Source organism: Treponema bryantii (assembly GCF_036492245.1).
GTDB lineage: Bacteria > Spirochaetota > Spirochaetia > Treponematales > Treponemataceae > Treponema_D > Treponema_D bryantii_C.
In genome coordinates, this window is sequence record NZ_AP025286.1 from 1464183 (window position 1) to 1481287 (window position 17105).

Annotated in this window: 16 protein-coding genes; 13 read left to right on the forward strand and 3 right to left on the reverse strand. The window is 37.0% G+C overall.

The features are described from left to right. The first annotated feature begins 72 nt into the window (after positions 1-72). From AABJ44_RS06545 to truA, 10 genes are all read left to right on the forward strand, one after another. On the forward strand, positions 73-1266 hold the full coding sequence (locus AABJ44_RS06545; RefSeq protein ID WP_338371088.1) for a serine hydrolase domain-containing protein: 1194 nt from the start codon (positions 73-75) through the stop codon (positions 1264-1266). A gap of 70 nt (positions 1267-1336) precedes the next feature. Then, positions 1337-1534, forward strand: coding sequence for a DNA-directed RNA polymerase subunit omega (locus AABJ44_RS06550; RefSeq protein ID WP_074644762.1), 198 nt, complete (start codon positions 1337-1339; stop codon positions 1532-1534). After that, positions 1518-2519: a tRNA (adenosine(37)-N6)-dimethylallyltransferase MiaA gene (gene miaA, locus AABJ44_RS06555; RefSeq protein ID WP_338371089.1), complete on the forward strand. Its 1002-nt coding sequence runs from the start codon at positions 1518-1520 to the stop codon at positions 2517-2519. The genes AABJ44_RS06550 and miaA overlap by 17 nt, the downstream gene beginning before the upstream one ends. Positions 2520-2823: 304 nt before the next feature. Next, positions 2824-4710, forward strand: a complete 1887-nt coding sequence (dxs, locus tag AABJ44_RS06560; RefSeq protein ID WP_338371291.1) for a 1-deoxy-D-xylulose-5-phosphate synthase — start codon at positions 2824-2826, stop codon at positions 4708-4710. Next, positions 4698-5528 carry a dihydropteroate synthase gene (gene folP / locus AABJ44_RS06565; RefSeq protein ID WP_338371090.1) on the forward strand — a complete coding sequence of 277 codons (831 nt, stop codon included), beginning with the start codon at positions 4698-4700 and terminating at the stop codon, positions 5526-5528. The genes dxs and folP overlap by 13 nt, the downstream gene beginning before the upstream one ends. A gap of 18 nt (positions 5529-5546) precedes the next feature. Then, the gene (gene cdaA / locus AABJ44_RS06570) at positions 5547-6365 is read left to right on the forward strand and encodes a diadenylate cyclase CdaA (protein WP_074644756.1); all 819 of its coding nucleotides are present in this window, start codon (positions 5547-5549) and stop codon (positions 6363-6365) included. Beyond that, on the forward strand, positions 6340-7344 hold the full coding sequence (locus tag AABJ44_RS06575) for a CdaR family protein (protein WP_074644754.1): 1005 nt from the start codon (positions 6340-6342) through the stop codon (positions 7342-7344). Before cdaA ends, AABJ44_RS06575 begins: the two co-directional genes overlap by 26 nt. Next, complete coding sequence (locus AABJ44_RS06580) at positions 7344-7718, forward strand: holo-ACP synthase (protein ID WP_338371091.1); 375 nt, start codon at positions 7344-7346, stop codon at positions 7716-7718. The genes AABJ44_RS06575 and AABJ44_RS06580 overlap by 1 nt, the downstream gene beginning before the upstream one ends. 18 nt (positions 7719-7736) lie before the next feature. Then, positions 7737-8615: a DUF2225 domain-containing protein gene (locus AABJ44_RS06585; protein WP_074644751.1), complete on the forward strand. Its 879-nt coding sequence runs from the start codon at positions 7737-7739 to the stop codon at positions 8613-8615. Continuing rightward, positions 8616-9413, forward strand: a complete 798-nt coding sequence (gene truA, locus AABJ44_RS06590) for a tRNA pseudouridine(38-40) synthase TruA (protein ID WP_338371092.1) — start codon at positions 8616-8618, stop codon at positions 9411-9413. Here truA and priA read toward each other — a convergent pair whose 3' ends face one another. From priA to thiI, 3 genes are read right to left on the reverse strand one after another with little or no spacing between them, the layout of a single operon-like run. Further along, a complete protein-coding gene (gene priA / locus AABJ44_RS06595; protein ID WP_338371093.1) occupies positions 9414-11435 on the reverse strand; it encodes a replication restart helicase PriA in 2022 nt (673 codons plus the stop codon). It lies immediately after the preceding gene. A 13-nt stretch (positions 11436-11448) separates the two neighbouring features. Beyond that, a complete protein-coding gene (locus tag AABJ44_RS06600; protein ID WP_338371094.1) occupies positions 11449-12198 on the reverse strand; it encodes a uracil-DNA glycosylase in 750 nt (249 codons plus the stop codon). 2 nt (positions 12199-12200) lie between these two features. Continuing rightward, a complete protein-coding gene (thiI, locus tag AABJ44_RS06605; protein WP_338371095.1) occupies positions 12201-13376 on the reverse strand; it encodes a tRNA uracil 4-sulfurtransferase ThiI in 1176 nt (391 codons plus the stop codon). A 328-nt stretch (positions 13377-13704) separates the two neighbouring features. On the opposite strand from thiI, the gene AABJ44_RS06610 reads away from it, so the two are divergent. From AABJ44_RS06610 to AABJ44_RS06620, 3 genes are all read left to right on the forward strand, one after another. After that, positions 13705-13917 carry a hypothetical protein gene (locus tag AABJ44_RS06610; protein ID WP_338371096.1) on the forward strand — a complete coding sequence of 71 codons (213 nt, stop codon included), beginning with the start codon at positions 13705-13707 and terminating at the stop codon, positions 13915-13917. A 294-nt stretch (positions 13918-14211) separates the two neighbouring features. Beyond that, entirely contained in the window at positions 14212-15792 is a 1581-nt protein-coding gene (gene lnt, locus AABJ44_RS06615; protein WP_338371097.1) for an apolipoprotein N-acyltransferase, read from the forward strand. Beyond that, positions 15789-17105, forward strand: a complete 1317-nt coding sequence (locus AABJ44_RS06620; RefSeq protein WP_338371098.1) for a hypothetical protein — start codon at positions 15789-15791, stop codon at positions 17103-17105. The genes lnt and AABJ44_RS06620 overlap by 4 nt, the downstream gene beginning before the upstream one ends.

Sequence of the window (17105 nt, forward strand, 5' to 3'; positions counted from 1 at the left end):
AATAAGTGGAAAATTTTACGTATAAGTAATCTCCACGATGTTCTAACCACAATTATATGGTATGATAATAATATGATTTTTAAAAATTCCGATAAATTACAATTTGTTTTAGATGATTTTGTGGCTAAAAAGGAAGCGGCCGGACTGAACCTTCTGGTGTGTAAAGATGGGAAGGAAATCGGCTACTGGGAGTCTGGGCTTGCTGATGTGGCGGCTGGCAAACCTTATTCACGCGACACGATTGTTCGGCTTTATTCAATGACAAAGCCTGTAACCGCGGCGGCCGCTATGGTGCTTATGGAAGAGGGGCGGCTGGATTTTGCGGAGGAAGTATTCCGATATTTACCGGAATTTGGCGGACTAAAGGTATGTTCTGAGCCTGGTCGTAAAGGAACTCCTCGTCCTGTATCAAGACATATTCTTATTTCTGACCTTTTGAATATGACAAGCGGCTATACTTATGGCGCCTGGAGTGAAGATTGTCCTCTTGGAGAGCATCTTACATCAGATTTGATAGCCGAATTAAATAAAGATCAGGCAGAAAACGGCCCTAATAAGATTACTACCCGCGAAGTAGCCCGACGTCTTTCGGAAATCCCTGTCAGCTTTGAGCCTGGTACAGACTACAACTATGGACTTTCTGCTGACATTCTTGGTGCGGTAATAGAGGTTGCAAGCGGAATGAAGTTCAGTGACTTCCTTAAAAAACGCATATTCGAACCTCTTGGAATGAAGGATACTGCTTTTTACGTACCACAGGATAAACAGAACCGGCTTGCAAAGGTATACCGTGCAGGCGGAGAGCTTTTTACATACTGCAATTTAGGTATTCAGGACAAAATGAATCATGAACCGGCTTTTGAAAGTGGTGGTGCGGGACTTTGTTCTACAATTGATGATTATATGAAGTTTGCACTGATGCTTGCAAATGGTGGTATTTACGAAGGAAGACGAATCCTTAGTGAAAATACAGTAAGATATTTATCAGAAGCAAGACTTACACCAGCACTTCAGACTCGTTTTGATATGAAAATGCCTCATCTTGCAGGATACACCTATTGTAATCTTTTAAGAGTTGCGGCAAATCCTGGAAATTGTAATGTAATTACAAATAAAGGAGAGTTTGGCTGGGATGGCTGGCTTGGACCTTATGTGAGTGTAGATCGTGAATCAGGAATTACAATTGTAATGACAATGCAGCGCTGTGATTCAGGAACTACTTCTGCAGCAAGAAAGGTACGGAATATCATTTATAGTGCATTATGATTTACAACATATAATTGACATAAGCCCATGGAATTGTTAAAATAATCTATTACTTTTGAGGGGTACTATAATGGTTTTTCCTTTGGAACAGTTAGTTGAGTTTGATGAAAATATCTATGAAATAACAGTTGCAGCAAGCCTTCGTGCATATCAGATGGCTAAGGTTGATGACCCGGAAATCGCTGCAAATCAGGATAAGGTTGTTTGTGCAGCTGCAAAACAGCTTTTTACAAAAAGAGTAACTTACCGTATTGAGCACAAAGACTAACAAACCTGCTGAAGAAGGCAAAATACCAGTTCTTGTTATTTTTGCACCTACAGCTTCAGGAAAGACTGCCTTAACGAGGGAATTATTTTCACCTCAAGGCAGTCATTTTATTTTAAACGCCGAAATAATAAGTGCAGACTCTCAGGCAGTCTATAAAGGAATGGATATAGGAACTGCCAAACCTGATGCTGCACTTTGCCAGGAAATCCCGCATCATCTTGTTGATATTCTTTCTCCAGAACAGCAGTTTAATGTATCCGATTTTATAGATGCAGCTGATCTGGCTTGCCACGAGATATATTCACGACATAAACTTCCTGTTATCTGTGGTGGGACTGGTTTTTATATCCGAAGTTTCTTATATGGAATTGCTCCAACTCCAGTCTCTGATCCTGAATTACGGGAAAATTTGAAAAGCCGGATTAAAACTGAAGGAAATGATGTTCTATATGAGGAATTAAAACAGATAGATCCCGAAAGTGCTGCCAGAATTCATCCTAATGATGCATATCGTATTTGCCGTGCCCTCGAAGTATATTATCTTTCCGGTAAAACAAGAACTGAATTCAAAATTGAACCCGAGCTACGCAATCAGTATGATTTTCTGTTTTTAGTACTTGAGCCTCCCCGTGATATTCTTTATCAGCGTATTAGAGATAGGGTAGATATGATGTTTATGGATGGTCTGGAATTAGAAGTTAAAGCCCTGATTAAACAAGGTTATCGCAAAGATACTCCCGGCCTTAAAGCAATCGGCTATAGTGAATGGTTTGATGAGGTTGGATCTTTACTTGGCGCGGATAAGCTGGATGAAATCAGAGAAGCTATTAAACATCACAGCTGTAAATATGCAAAAAAACAATATACATATATTCGGGGAATTCCGGGAAACACAGTAATAAATTTTAATGGCACAGAAAAAGATTTTGAAAAAGTGTGTGGCTTAGTTAAAGTGTTTGCCGATAATTATTTGATAACTCCATGAGATATTCTGATTTAGAAAAATGTCGGTCTTCCCCTTGACAGAGAGGGTGATTTTTGGCAATATATAAAAACTTATATAAGTTTTAAGGAGTGCCATCGTGCCTTGTGGAAAGAAAAGAAAGCGCCAGAAGATGGCGACACATAAGCGAAAGAAGATGCTTAGACGTAATCGACATAAGAGCAAGTAGTTTTTAGGTCGAGACTATGTGTTGAAAGACCGCGTATTACGCGGTCTTTTTTTTGCACCGCGGTGGTTGAACTTGTCGAAACCACCTTTAAGAGGTTGAAAAATTTTACTTTCAAAAATACATTCGCCACAGGATATAAAAAAGCTTTCTCAAAAAGAACTCAAGCAACTCGCTTCAGAAATCCGTACTACTATAATAAATGTTGTTGGAAAAAATGGCGGTCACCTTGCAAGTAATCTTGGAGTTGTTGAACTTACAATTGCGCTTCATCGCGTTTTCAACAGTCCCGAAGATGCAATTGTCTGGGATGTAAGCCATCAGTGTTATACACATAAGCTTCTTACTGGCCGTTATGAAGAGTTTCCAAGCCTCCGAAAAGCTGGAGGACTTTCCGGTTTCACAAATAAAAACGAAAGTGTTCATGACTATTTTATAAACGGACACTCATCAACTTCAATATCTTCAGCTCTTGGACTTCTTACAGCACGTGAATTAAATGGTGAAAAGGGAAAGGTTATAGCAGTTATTGGTGACGGTGCACTTACAGGTGGAATGGCTTTTGAAGGTCTTTCTCACGCCGGTCAGCTTTCAAAAAATCTTATTGTAATTTTGAATGATAATCAGATGTCAATTGACCATAACACAGGCTCTGTATCCCGTTATCTCAGTCGTCTTACAATGACAGCCGGTTATCAGACCTTCCGTTATCGTGTTGATAAAGCAATTGATAAAATACCATATATCGGACGTCCTCTTGAGAAATTTATTTTTCGCGTAAAAAGAGCTGTCAAAGGCCTTTTGCTTACAAACAATCTTTTTGTTGATTTAGGCTTTGAATATGTTGGTCCTCTTGATGGACACAACGAAGCTGCCCTTGAAAAACAGTTGCGTCGTGTAAGTCAGCTTCATCGTCCTGTTGTAGTACATGTAGTTACAAAAAAAGGAAGAGGCTATAGTCCGGCAGAAAATAATCCGGAATTATTTCATGGTATTGGACCATTCCAGATTAGTGATGGTACCGTAGAAAAGTTTGATGCTCAGAGTTTTACAGAAGCCTTCAGTAATTTGATGTGTGAAGAAGGCGAAAAAAACAAAGATATTGTTGCAATTACAGCTGCCATGGCAAAAGGTACAGGGCTTTCTGCTTTTTCTCACAGATTTCCGGATCGTTTTTTTGATGTTGGAATTGCAGAAGAGCATGCAGTTACTTTTGCAGGAGGTCTCGCAAAAGGCGGTAAAGTTCCTGTTACCTGTATCTATTCTACATTTATACAGAGAGCCGTAGATCAGATGGTGCATGATATAGCACTTCAGAAAGCACATTCAGTTTTTATACTTGATCGTGCCGGTGCTGTTCCTGCTGATGGAGTTACTCATCAGGGAATTTATGATATAGCGCTTTTCCGTCCAATTCCAGAACTTGAATTGATGACCGTCTGTAGTGCAGCAGATTTAAAACTTTGCTTTGAATGGGCAGTAGATAAGGGAACCTCTGTTATAATCAGATACCCTAAACTGACATGTCCTACAGAAGTTCCTCAGATGAGTCAGCCAGTTGAACTTGGACGAGGCATCTTAATTCCTTGTACAGAATTTGTTATTGAAAATATAAGTGAAGCTGAACTAGAAAAAAAGAAAAAGAAGATTTTGATTACAGCTACAGGCGGAATGTATTCCGAGGTACAGAAGGCTGTTCGTGCAGTTCTGCTTGATGGCGGATATGCAGATGTATATCTTCTTCGCTTTATTAAACCTTTTGATGAAACCTATTTTATTGAAATGGCAAGTCGTTATGATGGCGTTGTTTTTGTTGAAGATGGTGTAATTGCCGGTGGAATGGGTGAATATCTGGCAGGACTTCTTGCCGAAAATGGAATGAAAAATACACGTGTTCTTGGCTTTGAAGATAAATTCTTTAGTCATGGCTCACGTGAAGAAGTTCTTGAGATGGCAGGTCTTTCGCCGTCTCACATCAAAAAGGCGGTAAAGGAATGTTACAACTAAAGTTTGGCTTAAAGCGCGCCGCAACAGAACGGCCCGCATTCGTAATGGGAATCGTAAATGTTACACCAGATTCATTCTATCCAGATAGCCGTGGCGGCGTCGACCGTGCGCTCCGTCTCATAGAAGAAGGCGCCGACATCTTAGACATCGGCGGCGAATCAACGCGTCCTGGTTATACCCCCGTAACTGCCGAAGAAGAAATCAGCCGCATTATGCCGGTTATCGAAGCCGTACGTCGAGAATCTTCAATCCCAATTTCTATAGATACAAATAAATTTACAGTTTTCCGTGCCGCCTTTGCTGCTGGAGCCGACATCTGGAATGACGTAACCGCACTTAGCGGAACACAGACCGCAGCAAACTCAGATGGGACCGCAGCCGCTGCTGCTGAACCTTCAATAGAAGCTGCAGAATATATTGCCAAAACCGGAGCTTCAGTAATCCTCATGCATACAGGTCCAGGTTCAATAGAAGAAGTTTCTAACTTTCTAGGACAGCGGGTTGTATTCTGTGTTTCTAACGGTGTTTCATCAGATAAAATCATCGTTGACCCCGGTATTGGCTTTGGAAAAACAACAGAACAGAATCTTGCACTCATAAAAGAACCAGCTGCTCTTTGCGGTAACCGTTATCCGGTTCTTATGGCTCTTTCCCGAAAACGCTGTATCGGTGACATGACAGGTCGTGCCGCAGAAGACCGTCTGGCAGGTACCCTTGCTGCAGATATGATATCAGTTCAAAAGGGCGCAAAAATAATCCGTGTACACGATGTTTCTTCTGCAATTGATACGTTAAATGTGATGAAAAATCTTCAATAGTGTTGTATACTTATAGATATGTTAGGTTTTGACAGAATCTTATATCTTTATGATTTCATACGGCCGTTCCTCGATATAGCTGTCATGACATTCATTCTGTTTAAGGCATACGATTTTATCTCAAAAACAAACGGCGTTCAGATGCTTAAATCACTTCTGATCGTTGTAATCGTTTATGGTGTTGCAGTTCTCTTAAAACTTCAGACAATCCTCTGGTTAATGAACATAATTGCACCGGCACTCATAATTGGGTTTGCCCTTGTTTTCCAGCCGGAAATCCGTAAATTATTTATCAGAATCGGACAGAATGGCTGGTTTGCTTTTGGTACCCGATCAAAACATACTTATGTTGATGCCGTTTTGATTGCCGCTGAAATGCTTTCTCAGCAGAGACGCGGTATGCTTGCCGTTTTTATGCGCCATACTCCAATGGAAAATCACATTCAGACAGGAACCCGTTTGAATGCGGATCTTTCTTCAAGTCTTCTTATGACAATTTTTGGTAAGGATACCTCTCTTCATGATGGAGCCTGCTTTATTCAGGGCGGAAAACTTATTGCTGCCGGATGCTTCCTGCCAACTTCAGAAAATTACACAATCAAAAAGACTTTCGGTACACGTCACCGTGCAGCCCTTGGTCTTTCAGAAGTTTCTGATGCAGTTGTACTCGTTGTTTCTGAAGAGACTGGTGCACTTAGTCTTGCTTATGATTCAAAGCTTAATTACGACCTTACAATAGAAGAAGTTCGAAAGATTCTTGAAAATCTTCTTGAAATCACTTCTGAAGCTCAGGTACTGGAGGATACTGTAGATGAACACAAAACATTTGCGCGATAAAATCCTCGACAAGTGGCCTGCTAAGGTAATCTGTCTTATTATTGCTATCTTCCTGTATTTCTTTCATCAGGCCTCTATGATTGATTCAAAAACTATCGTTGTTCCACTTGAGATTATTGAGAATGGAATTGTAATGCATATGGGAAATACTCCAGGTTCTGTTTCTGTTGTGGTGAGAGCCGGAGAAGAAACAATTAAGTCAGTTCTTCCATCTGATATTTCTGCTTCAATTTGTCTTGATACAATTACACAAAAGGGTACTTATAAGATTCCTGTAAAAATCACTCTTTCAGAAAGCCTTATGGCTTATGATCCTTTTGAAGTAAAACTGAAAGATGATTCTATTACAATTGATGTAGATAAAAAGGCAATCAAATATGTTCCGATTGTTCCGTCAGTTGTAGGTGAAGTTGCGCATGGTTATGAAATTGATTCAATTTCAATGAGTCCTTCAACAGTTGAAATTGCAGGCCCTGAATCAGTGGTAAATGCAACTGAGCAGATTTATACAACCCGTCTGAACGTATCTAATGCAGAAATCAATTTCTCTACAGAAACTTCATACCAAAAATTAAATAAACTTCTTACAGTTCTTGATGAAGGGCCATTTAAAGCTGAAGTTACAATTAAACCTCAGGCAATGGAACGAACTTTCCAGGGTATTCCAATTGAAATCTTTAATCTGGATGATTCTCTCGAAATTAAAGATGAACTTCCTTCTGTTATGATTAAGCTTTCCGGAACAATGCCTGTATTGGAAAACTATATACTTTCAAAGCATGCCGTTCAGTTGAATCTAAAAGATGTAACTGAACCTGGCGAATATGAAATTCCTCTCAGATATGTACTACCTGCAAATCTGCAGCTTGTAGAAAAATCAGATGAAGAAATAACCGTAACAGTTATAAAAAAATCTGAAAAAAAAGCTGAATCAGAGGAAGCTGCAGCAAATTCTGCAGACGAAGCTGGAGTTCAGTAATGATTGCAGGAATTGGAACTGATATTGCTGAAGTAAAACGCTTTGAAAAATGGGTGAAAAATCCCGAAATGATAGAACGTTTTTTTAATGAAAAGGAACGTTCATCTGCAAAGTCTGATTCTGCAAAATGTCAGCACTATGCTGTCAGGTTTGCTGCAAAAGAGGCCTTTTCAAAAGCTCTTGGAACAGGAATTATAGGCTTTAATCTGAAAGATGTTTATATAATAAACAACAGTGAAGGTAAGCCAGAGTTGAATATTGAAGGGGCAGCGCTTTCTTTGCTCAAGGAAAGACTTGGAGAATGTAATGCATTCGTAAGTCTTAGTCATGAAAAAGAATATGCGGTTGCTTTTGTAATATTAGAAAAAAAATAGATTAAACAGGGGGATAAAATGGCTACATCAAAAAAAGGCGGACCAGAAAAAAAAGTTGGTATTTCCTACTGGTCTAAAGATAAGGTAAGTTGTCCTGTCTGCAAAAAAGCCTTTGAACGAGAAGTAATGCGAAGCGGTAATGGTCGTATGATTGCCGGTGGACTTACAGAAGAGCTTCATCGTATTTATGAGCCGTCAGCAAAATTCGGCCGGATCTATCCTCTGATTTATGAAATTGGTGTTTGTCCTAACTGTCATACAGCACTTTTCTGGAATGATTTTACTGAAAAAATTGATCCAGATGATGCAGATAAACTTTTTGAACATTCAGAAAAACGTCATAAAGCCTGCGAAGAAATATTTCCTTATTATAATCTAAAGCATGAGCGTTCTCTTTTTGATGGTACTGCAATGTATTATCTTGCACTCATGACTTATGATGATATGGGACCTTATGCTTTGCCAACAATGAAAAAAGCAATTATTACATTGAGACTTGCCTGGCTCACAGCAGAAATCAACCAGCGTTGTGCAGATCATAATTATGATTTAATTTCGAAAATGTTCTATAGTAAAGCTTTGTTCTTCTATCAGCAGGCTGTTATAAACGAAACTGAACGAATAGAAAAGAGTTCTACTTTAAATAATATGGGCCCTGATATTGATAAGAACTACGGCTGGGATGGAGTAATTTATCTTTGCGGTCTTCTTGAATATAAGTATGGTCAGCAGGAAGATATTCAGATGAGGTTGAAGAAACTCAGCGAATCAAAAACGGCAATTGCACGTATTTTTGGTTTGGGAAAATCTTCTAAGAGTAAACCTGGCCCATTGCTTGAACATGCTCGAAACCTCTATGATAATCTTTCAAAGTTAGTTAATGATGATGAGTTCTAAATGCGCAATATACTTCTAACTATTTCATATGATGGTACAGACTTTTGTGGCTGGCAGCGTCAGGATGATGCTGTAAGCGGCGGTGAAGCAGAACGTACAGTTCAGGGCGAAATAGAAAAGGCTCTTGAAAAAATCCACAAAGAAAAAACTACTCTTTACGGTTCCGGCAGAACAGACAGCGGTGTACATGCTGTAGGGCAGGCTGCAAATTTTTATTCTCCGGTCGATTCAATGCCGGCAGAAAATTATGTAAGGGCTTTGAATGCATTTTTGCCATCAGATGTAAGGATAATGGCTGCCCGTGAAGTCCCGGAAGATTTCAGTGCACGTAAATCTGCAACAAGCCGTGTATATCGCTATTTTATTTCTTTTGGAGATACTACGGCTTCTGATAATATGCGCTTTACCTGGCTTGTGAAAAATTATACACCGAATCTTGAGAGACTGAATAAATACTGCGAATGTCTGAGGGGAGAACTGGACTGTTCTTCTTTTGCTGCAAGTGGTGATGATAGTGTTTCAAATAACCGCTATATAGATGATGCAAAGTTTTTTATACAGAAAGACCGCTGGGGAAATGACCTGCTTGTTTTTCAGATTGAAGCTAATGCTTTTCTGTGGAAGATGGTCAGAACACTTACAGGAACTCTTGTAAATCTTGATAAAACAAATGCCGCTGAAGATTCAATGAAAAAAATTCTGGAAGCAAAAGACCGTAAAGTTGCCGGAGTAACAGCACCACCGACCGGTTTATTTTTGTATGAAATCAAGTTCGACGGAATCCGCCGACATGTTTAATTACAGAAGGCTTACCGGATCCACATCATATTCAATATAAACATTCTGATTATGTGTGTAATCAAAAAGCAGTTTACGCGCTGCATTCTGAAGCGGAATGATTGAACCGCCTTTTAATAAAATCTGATATCTCCAGGAAGAATTGATTTTCTCAATAGGACATTCTGCAGGACCAATAATTTCCATCCCACGCGGAGCACCTTCTTCGAGAATCTTTACTGCATCTGCTGCAGTCTGTGCTGCAAGTGATTTATTAAAGCTTCTGAAAACAAGTCGGAGCAGTCGGCTGAAAGGAGGGAAGTCGAGCATCTCGCGTTCTGCAAGTTCACTTCCGTAAAAATCTTCTATACGGCTCTGGCAGGCATAAAGTACAGGACCTTTACCCGGGCTGTAGGTTTGAACAATAACTTTTCCGTCCGGGAAATACCGGCCGGCTCGTCCTGCAACCTGAGTAATCAAAGAGAATGTTCTCTCTCCGGCCCTGAAGTCCGGCATATGGAGTCCGGCATCTGCAAGAATAACTCCAACCAGCTGAAGGTTAGGGAAGTTTAGTCCCTTAGCAACCATCTGTGTTCCAAGCAGAATATCGTATTTGCCCTGTCGGAAATCTTCAAGGGAAGTTAAGAGTTCGTCTTTATTTTTGAGGACATCGGTGTCCAGACGGAGAATACGGGCATTCGGAAACTTTGCACGTGTTTCAGCTTCTATATATTCTGTTCCAAAACCAGAACTTCCAATGTCGAGTGAACCGCACTGTGGGCAGCTTTCCGGTGGATATATTGACCATCCGCAATAATGACAGCGGAGTCTGTTTTCAATTTTATGATAGGTTAGTGGTACAGAACAGTTTTTGCATTTTAATTCATATCCGCATTGATTGCAGCGGAAAAAGTGAGTGAAGCCGCGGCGGTTTAAAAACAAAATTGTCTGATGTTTCTGTGCGAGTGTTTTATTTATTTCATCTTCAAGAGGTTTAGAAATACAGCCGTCATTAGGGTAATATGAAAGATCTATACAGGAAATGTGAGGCATCTCTCCGCCGGCTAAACGTTTTGTGAGACGGTGTCTTACAATTGAGCCGCCCTGCATTCCATACCAGGCTTCAACACTTGGGGTAGCACTTCCCATAAGAAGCGGAATCTTAAGTGTAGAACAGCGGTGCATAGCAACCTGTCTTGCATGATATCGTGGATTGTTACCGGATTTATAAGAGCCGTCATGTTCTTCATCAATAATAATAAGTCCAAGATCAGGAACCGGAGCAAAAACCGCCGAACGGGCACCAACAATTACGCGGGCTTCCCTGTGCATGATTCTATGCCATTCAGAAAGCCGCTGAGAAGGAGTGAGTCCTGAATGAAGCACCGCGGCAGTATTTCCAAACCGGTCTGCTACTGCTTTTACAACCTGACCCGTAAGTCCAATTTCCGGTACAAGGTAAATAACACCTTTTCCCATTTCAAGAATCTTTTCTGCAAGTGAAAGAAACACTTCAGTTTTACCAGAGCCCGTCGGGCCGTAAAGGTAATGGAAAAGTCCGCCTCCGTCATTGCGAGCGGAGCGAAGCAATCCACTTGCACTAAGAATCTCCTCAACCGCCTTTGATTGCTCAGGTGACAACTCATTCTTCTTTTTCTCACCAACTTCTTCTTCAAAACCAAAGCCGCCTGCACTTGTTTCTCGGCGTCCACTTGGAATCATTGAAAAAACAGCTTCTCCAAGCGTACAAAGATAATAGCGTGAAAGCCAGTGAGCCATTTCAATCAGTTCTTTTCCAAAAAGAGGTTCTTTATCTATTACGCGTTTTATCGGCCGGATTTTTTCAGGACCAACAGGACAGTTTTCCGGTAATTTGTCGTTGATATTAATGATGAATCCCTGTGTCTTCTTGTTACCGAACATAATTTCTGCACGTTTTCCGATTGCAGGAATAAGTTCAGGTTTTTCTTTTTCTGGAGGAATATAAGAGTATGTAAAGCCCTGATTAACAGGCAGATTCAGTATGATTTCGAGATACTGCATTAACTACCTGCCGTTAATTATTATTTATTTCGTCTAAGCGTTTTTTGAAAAGTTTCAGGTCTTCCCATGCCGGGCGTTTAAGCTGTTCATTACGAAGCAAGGCACTCGGATGATAAGTTGGCATAACCGGGATTCCGTTATAATCAAAGAATTCACCATGCTGAGCATTTATTGAAATACTCTGACCTGTAATTTTTTCGATTGCAATTTTACCCATACAAAGAATCATCTTTGGCTTGAGAATATGAATCTGAGTCTCAAGGAAACTGAAGCAGGCAGATTGTTCATCTGGAAGAGGATTACGATTCTCTGGTGGACGGCATTTTACAATGTTAGCAATATAACAGTTAGTTTTACGATCCAGTCCGATTGCAGCAAGCATTCGGTCTAACAAGATACCGGCTTTTCCTACGAAAGGCAGCCCCTGCATATCCTCGTCATGTCCAGGACCTTCTCCAATTACAAGAACATCTGGAGTCTGAACACCCATACCAGGAACAACATTGTTACGTGTGCGTGCAAGTCCACAACGTGTACAGCGAAGAATCTTTGCATTGAGTTCTTCGATTGTAAGACCAGAAGTTGCATTCGCAGAACTATCTGTCATTGTCGGGATTGGCTCGACAGTCATTTCTTGTTGTGGAGTTACTGCATCGTCTGTAAATACAGGCTCTGCAGCAAATTTCTCCCGTGTATATCCGCATTCATAAGCATCTGCAGTTTTGAGAAGTGTATAAATTAGTTGTTTATCAGCTGCTTTCATAGTTAATCGGTCTTTTTTACAGGCTCTCCGTTCACTGTAAGTTTAATTATTTCCCGTTCCTTATAAGACTTCTCAATCAACTCATCAACTTCAAGCGAGTTGTAAATCTCTTCGGCCTGTTCTGCAGTACCTCTTAAAACAGGATGTCTTGGGCTGAACAATACACAGCAGTCTTCATATGGAAGAATTGAAGTCTCATAAGTATCAATAAAATATGAATCTTTGATGATTTCTTCCTTATCCATACCGCAGAGAGGGCGGAGAAGTGGAAGTTCAGCAAAATGCTCGGTAACTGTCATGTTTTCAATAGTCTGACTTGCAACCTGACCAACACTTTCACCTGTGATGATACATTTAGCGTTACAGCGGTGAGCAAGACGATTAGCAAGCTTCATCATGCAGACACGGAGCATAAGAGTTGACCACGCTTCCGGTGCTTTTTCCTTAATCTTCATCTGAACATCTGTAAAAGGAATAACGTTCAGATAAGTTGTGATTCCGTAATAAGCAAGCTTCTGTGCAAGTGTAACAACCTTCTGCTTTGCTTCTTCAGATGTATATGGATAAGAATGGAAATAACAGCATTCAATTTTCATACCGCGGCGAAGCATACGGTAACCCGCAACAGGAGAGTCCAATCCACCGCTCAAAAGCAAAAGTCCTTTTCCGCTGCAGCCAACAGGAAGTCCGCGGCAGCCTGTATTAGAATCAGTATAAACAAAACAGCGTTCTCGAACTTCAACATAAATAATAGTATCAGGATGATGAACATCAACCTTCATTATTGCTTCAACATCACCTGCAGCTTCACAGCAGATTTCATAAGAGTTCATTGGAAAACTTTTGTCTGCACGGCGGGCGTCAATTTTAAATGTCTTGCATCCGCGTTCAGCTTCCATTTTAGCAATTTCAAAAACGGCACGACTGATATCTTCAATAGTCTTTTCGCAAACTTCAGCCTTAGCCCAGCCGGTAATTCCAATAAGATGATTAAGTGTAAATTCTACTTTTTCAGCAGAATCTTCTTCGCAATCAATATAAAGACGTCCTGCACGAAGCGCTATTTTTGCACCAGTGCCTTCCAGATATTTTGCTGCATTATGTTTTAAAAGATTTTCAAATTCCTGAATATTAGAACCTTTAAGAGTAAGTTCTCCAATTTTCGCTAGATAAGTCATAGTCTTATTATAAACGGAAGTTATGAAGTTTTAAAGTAGTTGAATAATATGAATTAGTAATATAGATGATAAATATCAGATTAAAAAGATAATAGACATAAAAACGAATACACATCTTCATACATTTCAAACTATAGGAAGTAATATTTTAATAGGAAATTATACAGATGCATTTTATATTAATAATGATGGAGAAGAACTTTTTAGAGTAAAAATATATTCTATATTAAATGTATATATAGATGGTATAAGATATCAATGGGGGACTACAGCATATGAAACAAAGAAATATATATGTACCTTAAATCAAAAGAAGAAATACATTAGATTGTTTGATCGAAAAGATAGTAATCTAATATATTATACAATACCAGAAAATGAAGAAGTTGAATCAATCACTTATCATCCAAATGGAGATTGGTATTTTCTTACAATTAATTGGTCTACAAATGTGCATGCTTTGTGGCAAATAGAAAACACCTGGGATCCAGAATTTCGTGAACAATGGTACAAAGATCATCCAGATGCACTCAGACCATAGTTTCTTTTTATTCTAGTGAATAATTTAAAAATATTATTTAAGACTTCTGTTACAAATAATTTGTAACAGAAGTCATTTTTTTATAACATTTTTTTTTAGCTAAATAACCGTGGTTATTTAATTAGATGACTGGAATAATTTATATGTAATAAATGTCATAAAAATTTAAAAAAAATGTGACATTTGTCATAAATGTGTGTTTTATATTAGTTTTTTTTATTGACTTCTAACTCTAATTGTATATATAAAAATATTATAAATAATATGCTTAAAAGTAAATTTATAAACTGTAAATTGATTTCAGAAGTTTTAATTATTTCAATAAGTCTTCTGGCATCTGTGTTTTTATTTATACTTTCTCAACCCAATCCATTTATATTAAATGGAATTAGTGTTTTTGCATGGTTAATGCTAATTCCAATATTGTTTATAACATCTAGATATTCGACAATAGTAAGTTTTATTTGTGGTTTTATTTATGGAATTGCAGTTTGTGTATTGTATGCTTTATGGCTGCTGAATTATAAAACAGTTGCATTATTACTTGTTGCTTTATACGAAGGCATTTTATATGGTATTGTATTTTTATTCTTAAAAAAATCTTTTGATCTTTTTAAGAATTATAGTTTTATTATTCAGTGTTTAATCTGGTGTAGTTTTGAATATTTAAGGACTTTGGGATTTCTTGGTGTAAATTACGGCGTTATTGGTTATAGCCAGTGGAAGAATCCTGTGTTATTACAGAGTGTAGCTTTATTTGGTGTTCATGGATTAAATTTTGTAATTGTATTTCCTTCTTGCTTCATTTTTTCTTTATTAAAATATCGAGATAAAAAGATTGCTTTTATTAAAAAACATAAATTAAGTATAATTGGATATAGCACTATTATAATTTCATTAATTGTATATGGTTCAGTTCAATTAAATAGCACAATAAAAACTGATACAGAAAAAACAATTTGTCTTATTCAAAATAATATAAATACTTCTGTTTATTACAAAGATAAAAATAATGGGATTTTAGATTTTTATAAGAAACTGATTTCTGATGCTTTACAAAAAAATGAGAATATTGATTTAATGGTTTTGCCGGAAGGTGCTGTTCGACCAAGAATTTTATTGAATCCTGAGGATTCTATACCTTCAACTATGCATCAAGATGTTATTGATTATTTAAATTTTTTCTATGATATAAATATACCTTTTGTTTTTGGTTCTTCAAGTTTAGAATACGATTCAATACGAAATGATATTTTTACTTATAAAGCTTATAATATATCTTGTTATTTAGATAATAAAACAAAAACTATTCCCGCAAAAATAGATGTTTATAAAAAAAGGCATCTTGTTCCAATTATAGAAAAGATGCCTTTTGTAAATTTTTATAATAAGAAATTCTTAAAGATTTCAAGCTGTTTATCATCTGGAAAAGAGATAGTCACATTTCCGTTACAAGATATTTCATTTTGTACCCCAATATGTTTTGAAGAATCATTTGGATATGATGTTCGGCATTTTATGAAAAAACATCCAAGTTTTATTCTTTCTATTTCAAGTGATTTATGGAGTAAAAGTCTTGTTTGCCAGTATCAGCATCTTGCAATGGAGATATTCAGGGCTGTGGAAAATAGGTTGCCTTTTTTAAGATCTTCTGTTTCAGGACAAACTGTTTATATTAATCAGAAAGGTCAAATCGTTGAAATGTTAAAGCCGTTTACAAGTGATTTTGTTACGGTGAATGTTCCTCTAATGAGAAATCCTAAGAGGACTCTCTATGGTGTGATTGGAGATGCTGTTGGAGTTCTTTCTGTTTTAGTTTGTACATTTAGTTTTATATATAAAATCATAAATAAAAAAGGAAGTGGAGCGAAATGAAAAAGAAATTAATTTTATTATTGCTTGGGTTAATTACAATTATTTGGAATGTATTTTCTTCTGAATACCAGGAGGAAAGAATTATTTCCGATATAGTATTAATTCAAAATACTGAAGGGAAATGTTTTGTTTTGTATAAAACAGATGATTCTGAAGTAAGTATGTATGTTGAAAATCATTTTGATGAAAGTGATTGCGGAAAAAGAAATTTTTTTACCGAAACAGGAAATATAAAAGCAACATCTCCTTTTTTTAGAAAAGAAAAAAATGGGCGGGAAATTGTTTGTTTCAAAGGAATATTTTCTGAAACTGAATTTGAAGAAGATAATATTTTCATATTTATGACTGGTGTCGATTATACTGGTTATTATTCAAAAGTAATTCCTTTTGCTAAACAGGATAATATTGTTCTTCAAGATTTTGCTATTTCTGATTTAGATGAAATAACATTTTATCTATCAGTAAATGATAATCTGTTATCTAAGACAATAAATACTAAGTCTGATTTCATTAATGATAATTATCTTTTTTCAGGTTATCAAATTGATAGTTTAAGAATATATGAAAATAGTGAAAATAATGGATCTTTCTATGGATTATTTAAATCAAATAATAATCCATACGCTTTTGTGTTAAAGAATAACAACGTGAGAATTACTAAAATAACAGATAGCGAAAAGTACTATTATTTGTTTGATGATAAACCAGTTTGTTTCTTCTCAGACGGACAAACATTTAAAAAGATTACTTATACAGATGAAATAATCCTTAAAGAGTTATCTATTGAGTTGGATACAGATAATATTCGCGATGTATTTGAAATTGATAATAAAATAAATATTATAGCAAGAGATAATAAAAATATTTATTCAATTATAACTGATACAAATCTTCAAAGTTTTGAGAAAACTGTTTTGTGCAGTAATGAAAACACTCCATTTATTTATATTGAAAAGAACAAATATTTTAATAATTCAGTGGTATTAGTTATAAAAGATGTTGGATTATATTCTTACAAGAATAATTCCTGGAACCTCATACAAGAATATGACAATATCACACCATATATTAATTCAAAACTTTCAAAAATTTCTAAAGCTAATGAAAAGAAATTTAATATAAAAATAGATAGAAATTATAAAGATGGATTATTTCATTATGTAGTCAAACTTAATGATGTAAAGTCTATTCCTTTATATGAAAATAATGATGAAGAATTTGACGTAGTTCAAAATAGTAGTTCAATTAATGGATTGTTTTATACATTTATAAAAAAAGGTGAGAATATCAATATTATCTCAAGGGTAAATTAA